This is a genomic window from Geotoga petraea (assembly GCF_900102615.1).
Lineage (GTDB): Bacteria > Thermotogota > Thermotogae > Petrotogales > Petrotogaceae > Geotoga > Geotoga petraea.
In genome coordinates, this window is the sequence record NZ_FMYV01000001.1 from 78184 (window position 1) to 100028 (window position 21845).

The following is a 21845-nucleotide window of genomic DNA, read 5'->3' on the forward strand; positions in this document are numbered from 1 at the left end:
GAAAATAAATGAAGAAAGGGAATCCATTTGGAACTCACAGAGTGATAAATCCTGAAGGTGCTTTGCCTCAACCAGCAAAAAAATTAGACAATACAATGGAAATCTATTCAAATGAAATTTTAATAGATGTTCAAACATTGAATGTTGATTCAGCGAGTTTCACTCAAATAAAAAATGCATGTAATTCTGATGAAAATAAAATAGCTGATATGATAAATGAAATTGTAAATGAAAGGGGTAAACTGCAAAATCCCGTTACTGGTTCTGGAGGAATGCTTATTGGAACGGTTAAAGAAATCGGACCAGATTTTCCAGATAAGAGTTTGAAAGTAGGAGATAAAATAGCGACTTTAGTATCTCTGTCTTTAACACCTTTAAAAATTGAAGAAATTTTAAAGGTAAACAAAAGTACTGACCAAGTAGATATTAAAGGTCAAGCAATATTGTTTGAAAGTGGTCTTTACGCTGTTTTGCCTGAAGATATTTCAGAGAAATTAGCGCTGGCTGTACTTGATGTTGCAGGAGCACCTGCCCAAGTAGATAAGTTAGTAGAAAAGGATCAAACTGTATGTATTATTGGTGGAGGCGGTAAGTCGGGGATACTATGTACTTATCAGGCCAAGAAAAAAGCTGGAAAAGACGGAAAAGTTATAGTTATTGAATATTCTGAAGAAAATGCAAAAAGATTAAAAGATATGGGAATAGCCGACGAAGTTATTGTGGCAGATGCTACAAAACCAGTTACTGTTTATGAAAAAATTAATGAAATTACAAATGGTGATTTGTGCGATGTTGTTATAAATAACGTGAATGTAGAAGAAACAGAAATGTCTTCTATCTTAATAACAAAAGATGAAGGAGTTGTTTATTTCTTTTCAATGGCGACATCGTTTACGAGAGCAGCTCTTGGAGCAGAAGGTGTCGGAAAAGATATAAGTATGATCATTGGTAACGGTTATACCAAAGGTCATGCAGATTTAAGTTTGCAAATCATTAGAGAATCAAAACAAATAAGGGAACTATTTGAAAAATTGTATATTTAATATGGGAGGTTTTTTGATTGAGACATTTTAAAGATATACCTTTATATAAAGATGTGACACAAGAACAATGGAACGATTGGAAATGGCAATTACAAAACAGAATTACAGATGTAGAAAGTTTAAAAGAGGTAATCAATTTAACTGAAGAAGAAGAAGAAGGAATAAGAAACACTCTTAAAACTTTAAGAATGGCTATTACTCCTTATTATGCTTCTTTAATTGATCCAGACGACCCAAAAGATCCTATAAGAAGACAGGCGGTGCCAACAAGCAAAGAACTTAAAGTAGGTAGATGGGATATGTTGGATCCCCTTCATGAAGATGCTGATTCGCCTGTTCCAGGCTTAACTCACAGGTATCCAGATAGAGTATTGTTTTTAATAACTGATATGTGTTCAATGTATTGTAGGCACTGTACAAGAAGAAGATTTGCAGGTCATAAAGATGGTGCAAGAACAAGGGCAGAAATTGATGCAGCTATTGAATATATTAGAGAAACACCTCAGGTTAGAGACGTTTTATTATCTGGGGGCGATGCATTGTTAGCTGGTATTCCGATGTTAGACTACATCTTAACAGAATTAAGAAAAATAGAACATGTAGAAATAATTAGGATAGGAAGTAGAGCACCAGTTGTAATGCCTCAAATAGTTACAGATGAATTATTAAATGTTTTGAAAAAGCACCATCCTATATGGTTAAATACTCATTTTAATCATCCAAATGAAATTACTCCAGAATCTAAAGAAGCTTGCGAAAAGTTAGCCAACATAGGCATTCCTTTAGGAAACCAAAGCGTTCTTTTAAAAGGAATTAACGATAGTCCTTATATAATGATGGAATTGGTTCATCAATTAACTAAAATTAGGGTAAGACCTTACTACATTTACCAATGTGACCTCTCTCAAGGTATAGCACATTTTAGAACATCTGTAAGAAAAGGGCTTGGAATTATGGAAAGTTTGATAGGTCATACTTCTGGGTTTGCTGTTCCCACATTTGTTGTAGATGCCCCTGGCGGAGGCGGAAAAATAAGATTGATGCCACAATATCTTGTTTCCGAAACAGATGGAGCTGTAATTCTAAGAAATTATGAAGGAGTTATCACTACTTATCACGAACCTGAAGATACTGAAACAGACGTAGATGATGAAGAATATAGAAAAAAATATCATCTTAAAGGAGTTGCAGGACTTTTTGAAGGTGGACAAGTTAGTATGGAACCTGAAAGTCTTGAAAGAGGAAAAAGAATTAAAGAATGGAAAGCAAAACATAAGGAAGACTTAAAAGATTTAAGATGAATTTTTTAAATAGTTTGATGAATTTTGAGACTCTTTCTGTAGTTGGGCTTGAAAAAAATACTGGAAAAACTGAAACGATGAACTATATCATAGAACATTTAAATAACAAAATAAAACTTGGAATTACTTCAATTGGAGTAGACGGAGAAACTACTGATATAGTAACGAAAACTAAAAAACCAGAAATAACTGTATATGATGGAATGTTTTTCGCAACTACAGAAAAACACTTTAAGCTCAAAAAAATCAACGCAGAATTATATTATTTAAGCAGAAGAGAAACACCACTCGGAAGAATTTTAATTGCTAAAGCAAATGAAAAGGGGCGGATATTATTATCCGGCCCTTCTACGTCAGTATGGTTGAAAGATATTATAAAGGAAATGAAGAAAATTGATAAGATGAAAATAATTGTTGACGGTGCAATTTCAAGAATTTCTACATCTTCACCATCGGTTACAGAATCTGTTGTTTTGTCTACAGGGGCGGCTTTGTCTTTGTCAGCAAAAAGTATAATTGATAGAACTGTTTACAAAATACAGTTAATGAAATTAAAAACAATAAAAGAAGAGTTGATTAAAGATTTAATTGATCTGGAAGACGGGATATACTCTTTGGATAAAAACATTGAAAAACTACCCTTTAAAACTCTGCTATCTTTAAAAAATTTTGATTTAGATAAATACGGGTATAATTATTATATAACGGGAGTTTTGAACAACAGTTTTGTAAAAAAAATACTAACAAAAAATCATGTTGATAAATATACTATAATAGTGAAAGATTATACAAAAATATTTTTAGATAGTGCCACATTTAATAAATTCATTAAACTTGGTGGTAAAATAAAAGTCCTTCAAAAAGTAGATTTAAAAGCTGTTACTTATAATCCTGTTAGTCCTGAAGGATTTGTTATTGATTCTGAACCTATTATGAAATCGATAAAAGAAAAAACAGGAGTTACAATTATCGATGTGAAAAAGGATTTGATATTATGAGAGAACTTCTAAAAAAAACAGATGCTGAATATATTTTGAACCAAATGAATTTTAACTCAAATATGGGTAAAAACATTTTGAAAAAAGTGAAAAAAGGGCTCAGTGATAAAGATATTAAGTTTCATTTAGATTTAACATCAACATTTTTAAATTTCTTTGATAAAGAAGAAGAAATAATTGAAACTTTTAAATCAGCTATTTCTCACATAAACGATATTGAAAACACGTTAATTAGCCTTGGTCACAAAAAAGAATTAGATGAAATTGAGATGTTTGAAATAAAGAATTTTCTTTATTTCTCTATGAAAATTCAAAAAAATATACCAACAAATTTCAAAGAGATATACTTTGAAAATCCAGAGGACATTTTTAATATTTTAGATCCACAAAAAACTAAAATACATAGTTTTTTTATATATGATGAGTATTCTGAGTATTTAAAATCTCTTAGGAATATAAAAAAAGAATACCAAAAAGAAAATAAAACAGAGAATCCTGAATATGTTGAAATAATTAAAAAAGAAAAAGAAGAAGAACACAAGATAAAACAAAAATTGACTAAAGAATTGAAAAATTATAAAGATATTTTGTTGGATATTTTTAATAAAATATCTTTAATTGACTATTTGATAGCAAAGTTAGAAATAATAAAAAAATATGATTTGAGTAAGCCTATTTTTTCTAATTGCATTTCTATTAAAGGGATGTTTAACCCAAAAGTCTATGATGTTCACTTGAAAAACAATAAAAGATATCAAAAGATAGATTTCGAACTTGATAAAAAACCTGTTATTATAACAGGCTCGAATATGTCTGGTAAAACTTTATCCACTAAAACAGTAGCTTTGATTTCTGTTTTGTTTAAACTGGGGTTTTATGTTCCAGCAAATAAAGCTGAATTGAAATATTTTGATGATATTTTTTATCTTTCTGGCGAACTTGGATCTAATGAAAAAGGGTTGTCTTCATATGCTGGTGAAATAAAGTTTATAAATGAAGCATTTTTAGAGGCAAAAAGCGGCAAAAATGTTTTGGTTATTTTAGATGAACCAGCAAGAACAACTAATCCCAATGAAGGCACTGCTATTATAGAAGCTCTTATAGAAGAATTATATTCTAAGAATTGTTTTTTACTAATAACTACACATTATCCTCATTTAAAAGCAAAAAAGGCAAAGAAAATGAGAGTGAAGGGTTTAATGAAAGATAGATTAGAAGAGATAAACGAAAAAAATATTAATGATTATATTGATTATTCTTTTATTGAAGACGAAAAAGCGAATGTTCCTGAAGAAGCGATAACGATTGCAGAGATACTTGGAGTTGATGAGGGGTTCATCAAAACAGCGAGAAAATTTCTCGGATAAATTTTGTACAATAATTTTCAATAGTTCATCGCATCTATTTATTATTTTTACTGAAAAATCAAAAACATTAAAAGCAAAAAAATAATTTCGAAATATAAAAACTCAAAGTAGGTCGTTTTTTAACCCTCGCTCAACAATAAAATTGATGTACTGCTCATATTATCCATCCGTGGATAAATTCGCATGAAAAACATCCGTGTTTTTCAACATCAATTTTTACATTGTTTCACTCAGTAAAACTCCAATACTTTTCATTTTTATATTTCTTCATTATTTAATGTTAAATAATATATAGAGCCTTCACTAGATCAAAATAGTAGAAATTGTTTCACAATTTCTGTTTAGAGTTTATGGTTGGAAGTTGGAAATAAAAAACATTCTTCCAACAAACAACAAAATAAATTACAAAGTAATTTTTTATATAAAAAGGAGTGATTTAATTGAGTAAATTAGGGATAGATTGGTCTCTTGTTGAAAAAGCAAGAGGTTATGCTTCTAATATAGCAAACAGCGTCAGTGAATATGTTCAAAATTATTCAACTGTTTCTGTTGAAAGAACTATTTGCAGATTTTTAGGAATAGACGGAGTTAATGAAAACGACATCCCTTTACCAAATGTGGTAGTAGATCATATGAAAGAAAAAAATATTTTGATAAATGGTGCAGCTTATATTATAGGAAATGCAATGATAGAATTAAATCTTACTCCTCAAAAGATTGCAGAGAAAGTTGCAAATGGTGATTTGGATTTGTCGAAAATAACGCCTCATAAACCTGAAGAATCTCTAAAAAAGATTGAGCCTATAGTAATTTCAACAATTGAAAAAATAAAGGAAAATAAAAATTATAGAGATGATTTTATTAAGAATATAGGCGAGGGGTCTCAACCTTATTTATATGTTATTGTTGCAACAGGGAACGTTTATGAAGATGTTGTCCAAGCTCAAGCAGCTGCAAGACAAGGTGCAGATATCATAGCTGTTATAAGGTCTACTGGGCAAAGTCTTTTAGATTATGTTCCTTATGGTCCAACTACAGAAGGCTTCGGTGGGACTTTTGCAACTCAAGAAAACTTTCGAATTATGAGAGAAGCACTGGATGAAGTGGGCCATGAACTCGGAAGGTACATAAGACTTGTAAATTATGCATCGGGTTTGTGTATGCCAGAAATTGCTGCTATGGGGGCTGTTGAAAGACTGGATGTTATGCTTAACGACGCTTTATACGGAATATTGTTTAGAGATATTAATATGAAAAGAACAATAATAGACCAACACTTTTCAAGGGTTATAAATGGTTTTGCAGGAATAATTATAAATACAGGAGAAGATAATTATTTAACAACTGCAGACGCTTTTGAACAAGCTCATACAGTTTTAGCCTCAGATTTTATAAATGAGCAAATGGCTTTAACAGCAGGTATTCCAAAGTCTCAAATGGGATTAGGCCATGCTTTTGAAATGAACCCAGATATGGAAAATGGATTTTTATATGAATTAGCTCAAGCGCAAATGGTTAGAGAAATATTCCCTGAAGCAACTCCAAAATATATGCCCCCTACAAAGTTCATGACAGGTAATATTTTTAAAGGCAATATTCAAGATGCTTTGTTTAACGAAGTGTCTATTTGGACAAAACAAGGGATACAACTTTTAGGTATGATTACAGAAGCTGTCCACACTCCTTTTATGTCAGATAGGTATATAGCAATTGAAAATGCCAAATATATTTTCAACAACATGAAAAATATTGGCGATGAAGTTGAATTTAAAGAAGGTGGAATTATTCAAAATAGAGCGAAACAAGTTTTAAACGAATCACTCACACTTCTTGAAGCCATAGAAAAAGAAGGGCTATTTAATTCTCTTGAAAAAGGTGTTTTTGCAGATGTAAAAAGACCTATTAACGGTGGTAAAGGATTAGACGGGGTTTTTGAAAAGGGAGAAAATTATATGAATCCTTTCATTGAAAAGATGTTGGGAGATGATGTAAAATGAGTGGAGGATTATACAATATAAATAAAAAAGATTATGACAAGACTTTGGATTTAACAAAAGTTAAACCATACGGAGATACAATGAACGATGGAAAAGTTCAGGTTTCTTTCACATTACCAGTCCCATGTGGGGATGAGGCGGTAGAAGCTGCAAAAATAACCATAAAAAAAATGGGGTTACAGAATCCACAAATAGTATATTATAAAGAATTAACAAAAGGATTTACTTTTTTTATTGGATACGGTGAATTCACAGATACGGTTAATTTTGAAGAAATAGATGTTCCAAAAGTAAAAGTAGATAAAATGACAATGGAAGAAACAGATGAATATATCAAAGAAAATATAGGAAGAAAAATAGTGGTAATAGGGGCCAGTACTGGAACAGATGCCCACACAGTTGGAATAGATGCTATAATGAACATGAAAGGTTTTGCCGGACATTATGGCCTTGAAAGATACGAAATGATAGAAGCATATAACTTGGGAAGCCAAGTAGAAAACGAAGATTTTGTTGCTAAAGCCGTTGAACTAAATGCAGATGTATTATTGGTTTCTCAAACTGTTACCCAAAAAAATATTCATATAAAAAATCTAACAGAATTGGTTGAGCTGTTAGAGGCCGAAGGGTTGAGAGATAAAGTTATTTTGATTGCAGGTGGTCCAAGAATTTCTCACGAGCTTGTTAAAGAAATTGGATATGATGCAGGGTTTGGCCCAAATACTTTTGCAGATGATGTTGCAAGTTATATAGCAAAAGAAATGTACAACAGAATGTAAATATAAAATATAGCCTGACTTTTTAAAAGTCAGGCTGTATTTCTTCATTATTTTTAGTTGTTTATATTTTCTCAATAATTTGATTTATTGAAGAGTACTATTTATTATTTGTAAAAGGTATTATAAACACGAAAATTTGACAAACTAAGTTTTTACATTTCGTCTAATGTTTTTATTCCCAATAAATCGAGCCCTTTTCCTATAACAAATGCCGTTTTTGCGGCAATGTTTATTCTTGATTTTAATTGTGTTTCTTCCGATTTTATAACATTTACATTGTTATAAAAAGAATTGAAACTTTGAGCTAGTTCATATAAATAATCTGTTAACAGGTTAGGTTTATAAGCTTCAGCAGCTCTCAAAACTGCGTTAGGAAATTTGAGAATATTTTTAACAACTTTCTCTTCGTATTCATTTTCTATAACCAAAGTATTCTCAAAATCTTTTACATTAGCCTTTTTCATTAAAGAGCTTATTCTAGCAAATGTATATTGTAAATAAGGACTTGAATTTGAATTGAAACTTAACACCTTATCCCAATCAAATATTATATCGCTTGTTCTATTTTGTGATAAATCGGCATATTTAACTGCACCAATGCCTATTATTTCTGCTTTAGTGTCCAAGTCGCCTGTTGAGTTTCTTTCTTCTAACACTTCTCTTGCCTTTTCTTTTGCTTTATCCAACAAATCTTTTAGTTTGATTACATTGCCTTTTCTGGTTGAAAAGACACCATCGGCAAATCTCATCAATCCAAAGTAAACATGGACTTTTTCTTCTTTCCAACCCAGCATTTCTGCTATTTTAAAAACTTGTTTAAAGTGAGTTTGTTGCCTGTGGTCTGTAACGTATACTAATTTATTTACATCGTAATGTTCTCTTCTGTATTTTATGCAAGCTAAATCTGAAGTTGTATAAAGATAACTTCCATTGCTTTTTTGTACTATTGCATTGTGAAGATTAGCTTCTTCGTCAAATTTTACTACCAAAGCACCTTCATCTTCTTCTGCTAAGTTTTTTTCTTTTAAAATTTCTATTATTTCATGCATTATGTCATGATAAAAAGATTCTCCATTGTAAGTATCAAATTCAATCCCCATTCTTTTATATATTTTTTCATATTCCTGTAGAGAAACTTCTATAAATTCTTTCCAAAGTTTAGTATTTTCTTTTTCGCCTTGTTGAAGCTTGGCTAATTCAGTTCTGGCTTGTTCTTTTAATTCTTCATTTTCTTCAGCAGCTTTTGTGTATTCAACGTAAATTCTTTCCAATTCTTCAATTGGGTTATTTTTGTAGTTTTCTTCGTTTAAAAAATTTCTATAGCCTACAATCAAAGCTCCAAACTGTGTTCCCCAGTCTCCAAGGTGATTGTCTGCTATTGTTTCATAACCAACAAATTTCAAAATTCTCTTTATTGAATCCCCAATAACGGTTGATCTCAAATGGCCTATGTGCATAGGCTTTGCTATGTTAGGAGATGAATAATCAATTATTACCTGTCCTCTGGTATCTAAATTGAATTCAAAATCTTTTTTATCAAAATTTATTAGTGAAGTTATTATAAATTCATCTTTCAAAAATAAATTTATAAATCCAGGTCCAGCTATTTCTATTTTATCTATTACTTTTGAATCTTTAAAATTCTCTACAATTTTTTCAGCGGTTTTTTTTGGAGCTTGTCTCAAATCTTTAGATGTAATCATCGCAAAGTTTGTTTGATAATCTCCAAATTTAGAATTATTTGTTTCTTGAATGACTAATTTGTCTAAAAGGTCATTCCCAAATAATTCAGAAATGACAGGTTTTAGTTCATTATAAATGATATCTGTTATTGGTTTCATTTCATACCTCCGTATTTTTTTATTTATAGTCTATATTATTATATTTTATTAATTATAAGGGAATGTTTTTTTTAAGTCAAATTAGTATAAAAAAGCCTGCTTTTTTATACTAATTTCAAGTAGAAACAAAAATTAATAAAAGTTTTATGCAGTCAGATTTAAGAGTAAAAAATCATTCCAGGAACTTATTATCTATATATTTACCAGTACAAAACATTATTGTGTCATTTGGGATTTTTATTTTTATGTAAAAAGTGATATAATAAAAATCCCCAAATTTGTAAGTTGCCTTTATTAATTTATGTTAATAAATATTTACAATAACTATTACAAGGAGGGATAGACGTTGAAAAATTTTAGATTTTTAATGGTGTTTACGTTTGTTTTGATTTCCGTTTTTGCCATAGCACAGGTTCATATTGCAGTAATTGGTACTAGTGATACCCATGGAGCATTAACAAGTTACTCTTATACAGATATGACAGATTATGAAAATGTTGGTTTTGAAAGAATAGCCTCCATTGTTGAAGAAGTAAAAAATAATAATGAAAATGTAATTGTTCTGGATAATGGAGATACTATTCAGGGGAGTTTATTGACTGATGATTTATACAATACACAGCTATTTGATCAACCCCATCCATTGATTCAAGCAATGAATAAAATAGGTTATGATGCTTTAACGTTGGGCAATCATGAATTCAATTTTGGCCTTGAATTAATCGAAAAAATGAAAAAAGAAGCAGAGTTTCCTTTGCTTTCCGCAAATATTTACTATAAAAAAGACGGTTCTAACTTTCAAAAACCTTATTTAATAAAAGAGTTTAATGGGGTAAAAGTTGGAATAATAGGATTAACTACTCCAAATATTCCAAGATGGGATGGGCCAAAGGTTGAAGATCTCACTTTTAATGATATGAAAACTGAAGCAGAAAAATATGTAAAAGAATTAAAAAATGAACACAATGTTGATGTAATTATTGCAATGACGCATGCAGGACTTGAAGCAAGGCATGAAAATGAAGGTTCTGCAGCAAAAAGAGTTGCAGAAATACCTGAAATAGATGTTTTAATTACCGGTCATGACCATGTCCCAGTTAATGAAACAATAGGAAACACATTAGTTACTGCACCAAGAGCAAAATATGGGCAGGCTGACCAAGTGGTAAAAATTGATCTTACACTTGAACAAGACGGAGAAAATTGGAAAGTTATTAATAAAAAAGCAGAAAACATAAGTATAGCTGATTATGAACCATCAAAAAATTTATCAGAAATAACAGAAAAAGCTCATCAAGAAACAATGTCTTTCCTAAAGGACCCAATTGGAACAGCAACAGCAGATTTTCATCCTGATTACGAAGTACCTGGAATACCAGCTGGTAGAGTTCAAGATACTGCAGTTGTAGACCTAATTAATATAATTCAGTTGCATTATACTGGTGCAGATATATCTGCAGCTGCTTTATTCAAAGCTTCTTCGAATATTAAGAAAGGAGAAGTTTCTTACGCGGATATATTCGATATTTATAAATATCCAAACACGTTATACGCAGTTAATATTACTGGAAAAGAATTAAAAGAATATATGGAATGGTCAGTAAGTTATTATAATCAGTATAAACCTGGAGATCTAACTATTAGTTTTGATAAAGACATCCCAGCCTATAATCTTGATTTATTTCAAGGAGTAGAATATAAAGTTGATATTTCTGAACCAAAAGGTCAAAGGATCAAGAACTTAACTTACAAAGGAAAGCCAGTTAAAGATGATCAGGTATTTGAGTTAGCTTTAAACAACTACAGATATGGTGGATTAAAGAGTATGGGTATGCTAAGTCACGATGCTCACTTCCAATCTGATCCAAAATCTATAAGATTATATATTAGAGAATTTATTGAAGAAAAAGGAACTATTGAACCAAAAGTAGATTATAATTGGGAAATCATTGGTGTAGATTTTGATCATCCATTAAGAGACGACATTATTGAAATGATAAAAAATGATAAACTAGAATTGCCATCAACAGAGGATGCTAGAATTTCAAATATTGAATCAATTAATTTACATGAACTAATTAAAAATAATAAGCTTTCTAAAGATGTTTTAACTGAAAACAATTTAAAACTATATGAAGTAAAAGATGGAGACACCTTATATCAAATTGGATTAGACTATAATTTAATGTGGGACAAACTAGCTGAATTAAACGAGATGGCAAATCCAAATAACATTGAAGTAGGTAGAAAAGTTTTAGTTCCTGCTGAAGTAAACTGACCTGGAAAAATTAGGCTCAAAAATTACTAAAACCATATACAAAAGGATGCTTAGTTTCTAAATTCTAAAGGAACTAAGCATCCAAGTTTTTTGTACTTATTAGTATTTAAAAATGGGTTACATCTGTTAGACCCTTTTAATTTTATCTGCTTTGAAATCTTAGTATAATGTATTTTCTTGATATATTCTTCTTTTATTGAGATAATAAAGATACCTCCAAAGTGATTTTGTAGTTCTTAAACTTTGAAGGTATCTTTATATTTTTAAGAAATCTTTTGAGTTTTTTTAATTAATTATATTATATGGCCGTGATAACCAAGCTCTTCTAAATGTGACAATATATCTTGAGAAGGTTTATCCGTATTAATTTCAAATGTTTTTGAGTCTAAATCTACTGAACAATCTTCTACTCTGGCATCTTTTTTAAAAGCTTCTTCTATTTTCTTTTTACAATCCTTTGTTTTTGCGTTTGGTATATTTATTTTGTATCTCATAAAATCACCTCCCATGATTTATGAAAATAAAAAATTCATCTATTATCATTATTGCATGTTAATTTTTAGTTGATATAAAGTTTACGTAAAATTCTTTGTAATATTAAAAAACGATTATATACCACAAACTTAAATTCTAAATAATATCTTTACTTTTATTTTAAAATTTGATAAAATTATAGTGATAGCATTTCATTAGTACGTGATGTAAATAAAATTAAAAAAGGCAGGTGAAAACCCGTTGAATAAATATAGCGGGGAAAATATGGGAGATTATCATGAATCTTACGATGCTTTAGATGAACAAACAAAAAATATGACCAGAGCTTTAAACAGTTTGAAGGAAGAAATCGAAGCTATTGATTGGTATAACCAAAGAGTTGCACTTGCTACAGATGCCGAACTAAAAGAAATAATGGCACATAACAGGGATGAAGAAATAGAACATGCTATAATGACTCTTGAATGGTTAAGAAAAAATATGGCCGGATGGGACGAAGAAATGAAAAATTACTTATTCAAGCAGGGGAACATAGCTCATATGGAAGATAGCAAAGGAAACTCGGAAGAATCTGATGATAATATTTCAGATCAAGATGACGGTTCTTTAGGTCTTGGAAAAATGAATAAATAATAATTTTTTGAAAGGAGGAAAATTAGTATGGATGTATTGAAAAGAAATTTAGCACCTATATCTGATGGTGTTTGGACTGAAATAGATAAAAGAGCAAGAGAAGTTTTTGAATCATATTTATCTGCAAGAAGAATTGTTGGATTAAAAGGACCTTTAGGGTTGAACTATACGGTAGTTCCAGAAGGCAGAGTGGGGCCACATGACGAAAAAGATGGCGTTAAATATGGTTTATACAAAGTTAAACCATTGGTAGAATTAAGAGTGGAATTTGAATTAGATAGATGGGAATTAGATAATCTTGAAAGAGGTGCTGTAGACTTAGAATTAGCTTCTCTTGAAGAAGCAGTTAAAAAAGCAGCTCTTTTTGAAGAAAATGCAATTTATAATTCTTTAGAAGATGTTCAAATAACTGGTTTAAAAGAGTCTTCTAAGAATGAACCTATTGAATTAGGCGAATCAACTTCTGATATAATGGAAGCTGTAACAGATGGGATTTTGAAATTAAAAGAGTCTTTTGTTGGAGATAATTATGTTTTAGTTGTCGGTCCAAAAGTATGGAAAAAGATTAACAAATTATCAGAGAATTACCCACTAATGAGAAAATTAGAAGAAACTATAGGAAACAAAGTTATGTTTTCTCATGTTCTTGAAGGAGCCTTATTGTTACCAGTTGATCATGAAGATTTGGAAATGACTATAGGTAAAGATTTTTCTATAGGTTATCATTCATCTACAGATGAAAAAGTAAAATTCTACATAATGGAAACATTTACTTTCAGAGTTCTCGATCCAGCTATAATAGTGAAATTTAAATAATATAGGATATAATTAAAGCTCCCTTTAAAAGGGAGCTTTTTTAAATTAAATCGTGCAAAGACATATTTTTATAATTTGATTGATATTTTTTAAGAGAGATTTTTTCATTGAATTTTTCTTTCCAAAAGGTTTCAAATGTTTTTTTAAAGATTTTATAATTATTTTCGGCGACTGTTTTATCTTTTTTGTTTTCATCAAAATCCATGTCTTTTATATAAAGTTTTATTGTTGGAAACACTTTTATTTCAAAAAGAATATTTTCTAAAAACTGTTGATATTCTTTTAATTCTTTTTGACTTAAAATTTCTCCATTTTGTCTTTCAAAATTTTCTTTATAATACTTTATTAAGTCATTTGGAAAATTGGCTATTTTTATTGGCTTGTTTACTGAATTTATTAAAAGAGAATTGTTTGTTAAAATCTTTAATTCATCAAACAAATCTTGAATTAAAGATCTTTTTTTATTTTGTAAATAAGTTAGTGTTCTTTCGTTTTTTTCATTAGATAAGATATTTTTAACAACTGAAATTTCTTTTGTAAGTTTATCTACCTTTGAAGATTTTTCTAAAAGTAAATATATCGTTTCTTTATTCTTTATAGCTTGTCTTCTTAGCTTCATCTCGTTCTCGTTATAAAATATTTCCAAAGAATGAGAGCTGTTCTTATTCTGTATTTTATGATGATTAAAAGATATGTTGATGTTTTTTAATTCATTTGTTCCCAATTTTTTATTTAGGAATATAGACATAATTTCCTTGGTCAAGGACGATTTTTCTTTTTTTATTTTTTCTTTTATCATATTTTCTATTTTTATAATTTCTTCTGAAGATATTTTTATATTACCATTTAAAAGGTAAACTCTGTTTTCTTCAAAAAGTTTCTTCAATAATATTTTTGTTTTTTTTTCTGCATCTTCACGAGGCTCTATAAAAGTCGAGTACATGAAGTTGATCAAAGTTTTTTCCGGAATTCCAAATTCTGAAAAAAGAGTTTTTTCCAATATATAAAGAGTTTTGTATAGTTCGTTTGTTTCGTTGTCTTCAAATATGGCATCGTAAATATCTGAAATTTTTATCCATTTTTCTACATTTTTCTCTAAATATTTTTCTTTGATTATTTTGTGTATTGTGAAGATCAGAGTTCTGTTTGATAAATTTTTTCCTTGTTTAAGAATACTTTCCAAAACATCAATTTGATATGGTTGCAGAGGGTGTATACGAGAAAAGAGCTTTTTATTATTGTTGTTTTCAGAAATCTTGTAATTGTTTTTGATTTTTATTTCTGGTGTTCTATAAATTATATCTTCATAATTTTTTTCAAATATATCTTCAACAACGCTTTCATCATTTTTTTTCAATATCCTCTCAAAAAGTACTTCTTCTATATTGTAATCATCTAAGTGTAAATATAGAGATATACGATTTTGAACGGGTTTAAGATAATCTATGTTGCTGAATTTGTTCTGGCTTATAAAGATAAATTTTATATTTTTAAAAAAAGATTCTGAAGCGTGTATTAACCCCTGGAGGTCTAAAGATATATTTTTCAATTTTGAGTAAGATTCTATTTCATCAAAAATGAAAACAACTTTTTCTTCATTGTTCATTAATGATAGCTTTTCTAAAATTTTATCTGAACTCATTATTTCTGTTGTATGTAAATATTTTTTTGACAGAATTTCTGATATGTTTGCAAAGTTTGTATGCAAAGAAAGATCAATGTTGTAAGCTTTTACTGGTTTAAAGTTATTAATTTCTTTTGGAATTTTATTTGAATTTTTGTTTTTTAACATGTAGTTGAAAACATTTATAAAATGCGACTTTCCAGAACCAAAATCACCGTATAAGTTCACAGCTGATTTATCTCCATCTAAAAATCTAAAAAGTTTGTAATAGTTTTCAATTATTTGTTGGGTGAAAATATAATTATCTATATGTGGAGTTTCTTCTTCTATTTTTATAACGTTTTCAGTTGATTTTTCAAAATGTTTTAAAATATCTTTAATAAGCATAAAATCCTCCGATCAATAATTCAAAAATTCTTTAAAATTTTCAAAGAACTTGTTTGAATGTTCATAAGTATCTTCTACTGAGTATTTTTCAAATTTGTTTTTTAGAGATTTTTTAAAGAAAATAAGTTTTTCTATATCACTTTTACCATACTTATCTTCTATTCTTTTCAGATGGTTTTCTATTTCTTGGTCAATCTTTTTGTATGTTATTTTTGTAATATTTCTCGTATTGAGAAATAAAGAAAAATCAGTTTCTGGTTCATACAATAAAACTATGTAAGGTGTTTTTTTAAAATATTTATAATGCTCTTTTGGAAAAACTTTCTCCAGATATTTTTGTAAAACCTTTTTGTGGTATTCTTTGGTTAAAAAAGAATCAATATGGTATTTTTCCAAATGTTTGAATAGATTTTCATCTATTCTCAAAATACTGCTGTTTTTTTCGGTTGTATTTGTTATTATCTCATTTGCAATTAAAAATATAAATTCTTGAACAATTTTATTGTTTTTTGAAAAATCTATTTTATCCATTGATTTTATAATACTTGAAATATTATATCCTTCTAAGGCTAAAACTCTAACGATATTATCAGACAATTTTGCATTTGTTTTGTTTATGTCGTAGTTTAACTTTAGTAGATTTTCTTTTTTGTCAACGTCAAGATAATCTTTGAATTCTTTTTTTAATGTTTTTTTCTCTTCTTTTAAACCATATAATTCTAAAACCAAGTCGTTTAATTTTGATTCTTCTTGAAGTATATCATAATCGACTTTTATCTTTAAACGAATAAAATTGTTGAACATTTCTTCAAAATTATTTCCGAATAAATTTGATATAAAACTTTTATTGAACAATTCTTCGGGGAAAATTTCCATATTTTGTTTTTTTAGATTATATATTTTTTTTGATTGTTCAGTTATGCTTTTCACCAAAGACTTTTTGTTTGATAAATCTGGTACGGGTAATTCTTTTAGATCTCCAACTTCAAGGTCTACACTTCCAGCTAAGAATTTTAGAATGTAGGTAGTGAGTTTGCTGTTGAGCAAGCCTAAAAAGAAAAATATGTGTTCTTTATTTTTTGGGAAAATAGAACTTCCTTTGCAGTCAAACATCATGTTGGGGGGTAAATATCTAAAAGTAGAACCTTTTGAGGTTGTCATAGTGTAGGTTATTCCTTCTTTAAAGTAATATTGTTTAGAAGGAAGGTGATTACCCATGTTTTGCAATTCGGATTTGCTTTTTTCGTCAAAACTAATTAACCAATAATAGTTTCCAAACCAATTTCTATGTGGGCCCCCTTTTACATAAGGGATCCATCTCTTGGTAGATTTTTTGCCATCAAAGTTTATTTTTTCATTTGGTATTTCCCACTGAAACCTCAAAAATCTTTTGTTGTTTCCCGTAGCTATACCTTGCCTTATATCACAAAATTCTTCAAGTTTTTTTTCTTTAAAGATTTTATAAAATGGTTTGTCCAACCAATATACAAACTTTTTGCCGGGTATTTTTTTGAATAAATTTTGATCTACCTGGTGCACCCTACTTGAGTTATTGGATAAACTTTCAAGCAAATCTTTTTTAGATTCATTTTTATCTATTTTTGTAAGATCGATAAAAGTACTTTTTTCTACATGCTGTTTTGTTAATATGTATAATGCTGTATCTACTAACGCATAATCAAATACTCCTCCAAGACCGAAATGAACAAATCTTTCTATATTAAGTTTATTTAATATAAGATTTCTTGTCTTTTCATAGGAAGAAATGAACATAAAAGTTTGTGGGGTAATCATTGCAATTATCCCGTTATTATTAAGTAATTCATAATTTTTTGCTATAAAACATGTGTACAAATTCTTTTTGTAATCATCATAGAATTCTTTTATTTTATCTTTCAATTTTTCGTTATACTCTCTTGAGTCGGTATATGGAGGATTTGCTATGACAAGGTCATATTTTTTATTTAAAATTTCAGAAAATTTAGTTTTGTCTTCAGTGGTTATCTTTTTTGGAGATAAGCTTCCCATTATTTTTACCGTGGAGGTTGAGTCTTTTGGCGTAGAGATGTTAAAAATTATTTTATCTGTATAACCATCTTCAATGGCTTTTATTGTTAATAAAAATTTTGCTATTTGTACAGCTCTTTCGTCTAAATCTAAACCGTGAATGTTGTTTTTTAATATATTTTTTATCGCATCAACTTTTTTATATCCTTTGGTAATGTATAAATCTTTTAATTTATCATAGATATAAATAAGAAAATTACCGCTACCACACGCCGGGTCTATTATTTTTGCATTAATAGGATCTTTTAAAAGTTTAAAACTATTGTCAACCATGTATTTGACAACCCATTGGGGAGTAAAAATCTGTGATTTTGATAACATGTCTTTTTTGTCTGAGTTGTAAAATTGATAGAACCAACCCATTAAATCGTCTTTTTCCCATAAATCAAATTTCTCAAAAACTTTTTCGATTTTTTCTTCAGTTTCTCGATGGATCTTTATTAAAAATTTGTTTTCAAAAGTTTTAAAATATTCTATATTGTGAGATATCTCTTTAATCTGGTTATCAAAAGTATCAGAAGTTGGAGAGAAAATGCCCTTTTTTTTGACGATCTTCAAAGCTAAAAAAGCATTATAGTAATTAAAAACCAAGTTGTTAAGAACTTTTTCATAATCTTTGTTATTTTTTATTGTTTCTTTTAAAAATTCATAGTCTCTTTTAGAAACTAATTCTTCTATATAGAAATAATCCCCGTTTTTGAAGCCCAATAGTTCTAAAGAATTATCTATATCGTTTTCTATTAATTTTTTTGTTGTAATAGCTAAGTTTTTTATTATTTGTTGCATAAAATCCTCCAAAATTATTTTATCACTTCAAACTGATCTATTATTTCATTAGTAGGAGTGTAAATTTCTGGTGTGTCTTTTGATGGGGCATACGCTACAGAATAAATTGTAAATACAGCTTTATTATCATGTATTTCAACGCTGACGTAGTTTAGATGTCTTAACAGTTCAAACTCTTTCCAAGGTAGTGGTTCAGCTGTGTGTAATTCGTTTAATTTGGATCCTCCACCACCTGTTGTCACAAACTGTATGCCATCTTTATAATATCTTTCATAAGCATGTATGTGTCCGTTGAATACTGCGTCTACTCCATATTCTTTGAATAAAGGTAGCCAGTGTTTTGTGTTGTAATGCCCTTGGGGATAATTTTCTTCCATCTCTCCGTATTCTTGTGCTTGAGTCCAGAAAGGGTGATGGTAAGAAACAAAAATAAACTTATTTTTATCGGTATTTTTTAAATCGTTTTCCAGCCAATCTAATTGAGACTTGAATTCTGGTTGTGTTTCTGTGATATTTGAATCCAAAAATATGAAATGAACGTTTAAATAGTCTATGGAATAATACCTTTCGTTGTCTTTCCCTCCACCATCTGGTAAGTCCAGAGCATTATAGTATAAATCATCATTGTATTCGTGATTACCAAGGGCAAAATAAACTGGGACAGAGCCTGTTAATTTGTATGATGCTTCGAAATGATCTGACCACATTTGCTCATCATGACCTTTTTCAACCTGGTCGCCTACTCTTACAATAAAACTGGGGTATCCATGATTATTGTATATTGTATCTACTACGAGTTCATGTCTTTTGTTGTATATTTGGCTGTCTCCATAAACTACAAAATTAAAAGGTTCAATTTTTTCGGGCTTAGTTTTAAATTTTTTTATTGGAGAAAGAATTTTTTCACTGCCATAAGTTTCTGGTATTTCTACATAATAGTAATATTGTGTACCTGGCTTTAAATTCATAACTTTTAGTTGGTGGTACTCTTTTGGATAGTTATTTTGTATTAAAGCTACTTCTTCACCATCTTTAAAAATGTGTATTATGGATTTCGATGGGATAAGTGTCCTGTAGTTAAAAGTTATGCCATTTGTTGTTACTTCTGTTAGAGAAGGCATATAAAAAAAATCGTTAATTTGAGGTTCTAAATCTACTTCTGTAGACAATTCATAAAATTTATCACTTGAAAAGTTTTTGTTTTCAAATTCGAAATATAAATTAGACTTTTTTGGATAATATAATGTATAATTCCCTTTTTTATCGGTATAAGTCCTGGTTAAAATTGATTCAAAGAACTTTTCTTTTAAATTGATGTTTATAAACTCTAAATCTTTCGCATCTTTTATATGAATATTTCCAGTATATGTTTTATATTCAATTCCCTTTCTGTCCATGTAATCTTTATGTAGTGAGGCTATATCTTTTCCCACTTCAAAAAATCTGTTAAAAGTGAAAGTCTCTTTAGAGTTTAATTTGGCAAATTTAGGAGACGAAAATATTCGGTTTCCATTGGTGATCATTCTTTTTATTTCGTCATTTAAAGATCCATAAATCATTGAAGTGTTTTCAACCTGAATTGAAAATAAATTTTCGTTTAAAAAACTTTTAGACAAATAATTGTGGCTTATTCCATCATAATCTAAAATTTCATTCATTTTTAATAAATTAGCTTGGTCTGAAATGTTCTTTATCTCAGTTTTAAGGTTAAGAAAATTATTATTTAGAGTGTAGTAAGTAGTTACTTCAAAGTTATCTGACTTTTCAATAGTTTTATATCCATTTTCAATATCTTCAATTATATATTCATTTACAGAATGATTTTGTATAATAATGTCGTGATTGTTTAAAAAATTCTTTTTGTTAATATTTGAATGTATAGATATTAAATCACCGTCTTTGCTATCGATAATAACTGTCATAACAGAATTTTGAATAAAAATATTGTCGGAGTTATCTAATGACCCTTTAATTAAAATATTATTGGATGATAAAGAAAAAACCATAATTAAGAGAAAAATAACCAAGATATTCAACTTTTTCATCATCGTACCTCCATTTTATAAAAATAATAATTTTAGTATAATGTTATTGGTATTGTTCTTATTTTATTTTAATTTACTATATTATAATTATAATATACAAAAGTCTTTTTTAAAAGATATACTAAGTAATTAAATTTAGGAGGTTGTTATAATGAATTTTTTCATTATTACAGGAACATCTAAAGGTCTTGGCGAAGCTATAGCAAAAAAACTGGTATCACCTGACAATCAATTGGCTTGTATTTCAAGGACTAAAAACTTAGATCTTATCGATCTTGCTGATCATAAAAATTGTGTTTTGGATTATTATGAATTTGATCTAACCAGAATTGAGGAAATAAAAAGTTTGATAAAACAAATTGTTGATAAAATCGACAAAAACAAAGTAGAAAAGATCACTTTGATAAATAATGCTGGAACTGTAGAACCAATAAAACCTATGGGTAGATCAGATGATTTGGATATAAGCAGAAACATTACACTTAACTTAATAGCTCCATCAATTATGATAAATAATTTTATAAAATACACAAGAGATATTCCAGTGAAGAAAGATATAGTGAATATTTCTTCTGGAGCAGCTAAGAGAGCAGTTTTTGGTTGGGCTCCATATTGTTCATCTAAGGCGGGAATAAATTTACTTACAGAAACCTCTGCCCTCGAATTAGAAGATACTGAATACAGTGTTTACTCTTTTTCACCAGGTGTCGTAGATACTTCAATGCAAAAAAGGATAAGAAATTCATCTGAAGAAGACTTTGTTGAATTGAATAGATTTATAGGGCTGAAAGAAGAAGGAAAATTGTTGAAACCTTCATATGTTGCTGAAAAACTAATTGAACTGTTGGAAAATAATGAGCTTAAAAATGGAGGTATATATCATATGCATGAGTTTGTAAATTGAGTAAGCCCTTTTAAAAACTTGATTATAGTAGATTTTTATGGTAAAATTCTATTATAACTTGTTAGCCAAATTTATTAGGGGGTGTTTTTTTTAATGAACAAAAAAGAACTCATTACAGCTGTTGCAGAAAAAATGAATGCTTCAAAAAAAGACGCAGGAGATTTCATCGATGCTTTTATCGAAGTAGTTTCTTCTTCACTTGAAAATAAAGAAGAAGTAAAATTAGTTGGATTTGGTACTTTTTCTGTTTCTGAAAGAAAAGCCAGAAAAGGTGTTAATCCTCAAACAAAAGAACCAATTGAAATTCCAGCAAGAACAGTTCCTAAGTTCAAACCTGGTAACGAATTAAAAGAAAGAGTAAAATAATATTTTAAGAGGCTTATTAGCCTCTTTTTTTTATTCATGATTAGTTTACAATTTATATTCTCAATATTATATTAGCTTAATAGTTTTGTTTTATAATTAGTAAAGTTAAAACTCTTTT

At 28.9% G+C, this 21845-nt stretch carries 16 protein-coding genes; 11 read left to right on the forward strand and 5 right to left on the reverse strand.

Annotated features, from left to right (window positions below; translation table 11 throughout):
- Nucleotides 1-8 precede the first annotated feature (8 nt).
- The 6 genes from kdd to kamE all read left to right on the forward strand — a co-directional run bounded on the left by kdd (nucleotide 9) and on the right by kamE (nucleotide 7485).
- On the forward strand, nucleotides 9-1043 hold the full coding sequence (kdd, locus tag BLS00_RS00340; protein ID WP_091401750.1) for an L-erythro-3,5-diaminohexanoate dehydrogenase: 1035 nt from the start codon (nucleotides 9-11) through the stop codon (nucleotides 1041-1043).
- Between the two features lie 17 nt (nucleotides 1044-1060).
- Nucleotides 1061-2344, forward strand: a complete 1284-nt coding sequence (gene kamA / locus BLS00_RS00345) for a lysine 2,3-aminomutase (RefSeq protein ID WP_091401752.1) — start codon at nucleotides 1061-1063, stop codon at nucleotides 2342-2344.
- Nucleotides 2345-2361: 17 nt separating this feature from the next.
- Entirely contained in the window at nucleotides 2362-3342 is a 981-nt protein-coding gene (gene kamB / locus BLS00_RS00350) for a lysine 5,6-aminomutase reactivase subunit KamB (RefSeq protein WP_176759800.1), read from the forward strand.
- Nucleotides 3339-4709 carry a lysine 5,6-aminomutase reactivase ATPase KamC gene (gene kamC, locus BLS00_RS10535; protein ID WP_091401757.1) on the forward strand — a complete coding sequence of 457 codons (1371 nt, stop codon included), beginning with the start codon at nucleotides 3339-3341 and terminating at the stop codon, nucleotides 4707-4709. The genes kamB and kamC overlap by 4 nt, the downstream gene beginning before the upstream one ends.
- 440 nt (nucleotides 4710-5149) lie before the next feature.
- A complete protein-coding gene (kamD, locus tag BLS00_RS00360; protein ID WP_091401759.1) occupies nucleotides 5150-6706 on the forward strand; it encodes a lysine 5,6-aminomutase subunit alpha in 1557 nt (518 codons plus the stop codon).
- Nucleotides 6703-7485, forward strand: a complete 783-nt coding sequence (gene kamE, locus BLS00_RS00365; RefSeq protein WP_091401761.1) for a lysine 5,6-aminomutase subunit beta — start codon at nucleotides 6703-6705, stop codon at nucleotides 7483-7485. The genes kamD and kamE overlap by 4 nt, the downstream gene beginning before the upstream one ends.
- Before the next feature lie 152 nt (nucleotides 7486-7637).
- Here the strand turns inward: kamE and argS are convergent, their stop codons facing one another.
- Entirely contained in the window at nucleotides 7638-9326 is a 1689-nt protein-coding gene (argS, locus tag BLS00_RS00370) for an arginine--tRNA ligase (protein WP_091401763.1), read from the reverse strand.
- 346 nt (nucleotides 9327-9672) lie between these two features.
- Between argS and BLS00_RS00375 the strand changes: the two genes are divergently transcribed.
- Nucleotides 9673-11604, forward strand: coding sequence for a 5'-nucleotidase C-terminal domain-containing protein (locus BLS00_RS00375; protein WP_091401765.1), 1932 nt, complete (start codon nucleotides 9673-9675; stop codon nucleotides 11602-11604).
- Between the two features lie 293 nt (nucleotides 11605-11897).
- Here the strand turns inward: BLS00_RS00375 and BLS00_RS00380 are convergent, their stop codons facing one another.
- Nucleotides 11898-12098, reverse strand: a complete 201-nt coding sequence (locus BLS00_RS00380; protein WP_167848933.1) for a heavy-metal-associated domain-containing protein — start codon at nucleotides 12096-12098, stop codon at nucleotides 11898-11900.
- Between the two features lie 265 nt (nucleotides 12099-12363).
- Here BLS00_RS00380 and BLS00_RS00385 point away from each other — a divergent pair, with 265 nt between their 5' ends.
- Together BLS00_RS00385 and BLS00_RS00390 are read left to right on the forward strand one after the other, a co-directional pair.
- Nucleotides 12364-12732 (forward strand): encapsulin-associated ferritin-like protein, encoded by a 369-nt coding sequence (locus BLS00_RS00385; protein WP_091401769.1) that lies wholly within the window; start codon nucleotides 12364-12366, stop codon nucleotides 12730-12732.
- A 27-nt stretch (nucleotides 12733-12759) separates the two neighbouring features.
- On the forward strand, nucleotides 12760-13548 hold the full coding sequence (locus BLS00_RS00390; RefSeq protein WP_091401772.1) for a family 1 encapsulin nanocompartment shell protein: 789 nt from the start codon (nucleotides 12760-12762) through the stop codon (nucleotides 13546-13548).
- A 40-nt stretch (nucleotides 13549-13588) separates the two neighbouring features.
- Here BLS00_RS00390 and BLS00_RS00395 read toward each other — a convergent pair whose 3' ends face one another.
- The 3 genes from BLS00_RS00395 to BLS00_RS00405 are packed head-to-tail and all read right to left on the reverse strand — an operon-like array spanning nucleotide 13589 to nucleotide 20457.
- Nucleotides 13589-15559 (reverse strand): P-loop NTPase fold protein, encoded by a 1971-nt coding sequence (locus BLS00_RS00395; RefSeq protein WP_091401774.1) that lies wholly within the window; start codon nucleotides 15557-15559, stop codon nucleotides 13589-13591.
- 12 nt (nucleotides 15560-15571) lie between these two features.
- Nucleotides 15572-18412, reverse strand: coding sequence for an Eco57I restriction-modification methylase domain-containing protein (locus BLS00_RS00400; protein ID WP_091401776.1), 2841 nt, complete (start codon nucleotides 18410-18412; stop codon nucleotides 15572-15574).
- Between the two features lie 14 nt (nucleotides 18413-18426).
- Entirely contained in the window at nucleotides 18427-20457 is a 2031-nt protein-coding gene (locus BLS00_RS00405) for a metallophosphoesterase family protein (RefSeq protein ID WP_176759801.1), read from the reverse strand.
- Between the two features lie 151 nt (nucleotides 20458-20608).
- Between BLS00_RS00405 and BLS00_RS00410 the strand changes: the two genes are divergently transcribed.
- A complete protein-coding gene (locus BLS00_RS00410) occupies nucleotides 20609-21361 on the forward strand; it encodes a (S)-benzoin forming benzil reductase (RefSeq protein ID WP_091401780.1) in 753 nt (250 codons plus the stop codon).
- A 93-nt stretch (nucleotides 21362-21454) separates the two neighbouring features.
- A complete protein-coding gene (locus tag BLS00_RS00415) occupies nucleotides 21455-21727 on the forward strand; it encodes an HU family DNA-binding protein (RefSeq protein ID WP_091401782.1) in 273 nt (90 codons plus the stop codon).
- The last annotated feature ends 118 nt before the right edge of the window (nucleotides 21728-21845 follow it).

What these genes read in the sequence shown, in the direction of transcription:
- argS (WP_091401763.1), bottom strand. Translation starts at nt 9,326, where the DNA reads ATGAAACCAATAACAGATATCATTTATAATGAACTAAAACCTGTCATT.
- BLS00_RS00390 (WP_091401772.1), top strand. Translation starts at nt 12,760, where the DNA reads ATGGATGTATTGAAAAGAAATTTAGCACCTATATCTGATGGTGTTTGG.
- BLS00_RS00410 (WP_091401780.1), top strand. Translation starts at nt 20,609, where the DNA reads ATGAATTTTTTCATTATTACAGGAACATCTAAAGGTCTTGGCGAAGCT.
- kdd (WP_091401750.1), top strand. Translation starts at nt 9, where the DNA reads ATGAAGAAAGGGAATCCATTTGGAACTCACAGAGTGATAAATCCTGAA.
- BLS00_RS00405 (WP_176759801.1), bottom strand. Translation starts at nt 20,457, where the DNA reads ATGAAAAAGTTGAATATCTTGGTTATTTTTCTCTTAATTATGGTTTTT.
- BLS00_RS00400 (WP_091401776.1), bottom strand. Translation starts at nt 18,412, where the DNA reads ATGCAACAAATAATAAAAAACTTAGCTATTACAACAAAAAAATTAATA.
- kamB (WP_176759800.1), top strand. Translation starts at nt 2,362, where the DNA reads ATGAATTTTGAGACTCTTTCTGTAGTTGGGCTTGAAAAAAATACTGGA.
- kamE (WP_091401761.1), top strand. Translation starts at nt 6,703, where the DNA reads ATGAGTGGAGGATTATACAATATAAATAAAAAAGATTATGACAAGACT.
- BLS00_RS00395 (WP_091401774.1), bottom strand. Translation starts at nt 15,559, where the DNA reads ATGCTTATTAAAGATATTTTAAAACATTTTGAAAAATCAACTGAAAAC.
- BLS00_RS00415 (WP_091401782.1), top strand. Translation starts at nt 21,455, where the DNA reads ATGAACAAAAAAGAACTCATTACAGCTGTTGCAGAAAAAATGAATGCT.
- BLS00_RS00385 (WP_091401769.1), top strand. Translation starts at nt 12,364, where the DNA reads ATGGGAGATTATCATGAATCTTACGATGCTTTAGATGAACAAACAAAA.
- BLS00_RS00380 (WP_167848933.1), bottom strand. Translation starts at nt 12,098, where the DNA reads ATGAGATACAAAATAAATATACCAAACGCAAAAACAAAGGATTGTAAA.
- kamC (WP_091401757.1), top strand. Translation starts at nt 3,339, where the DNA reads ATGAGAGAACTTCTAAAAAAAACAGATGCTGAATATATTTTGAACCAA.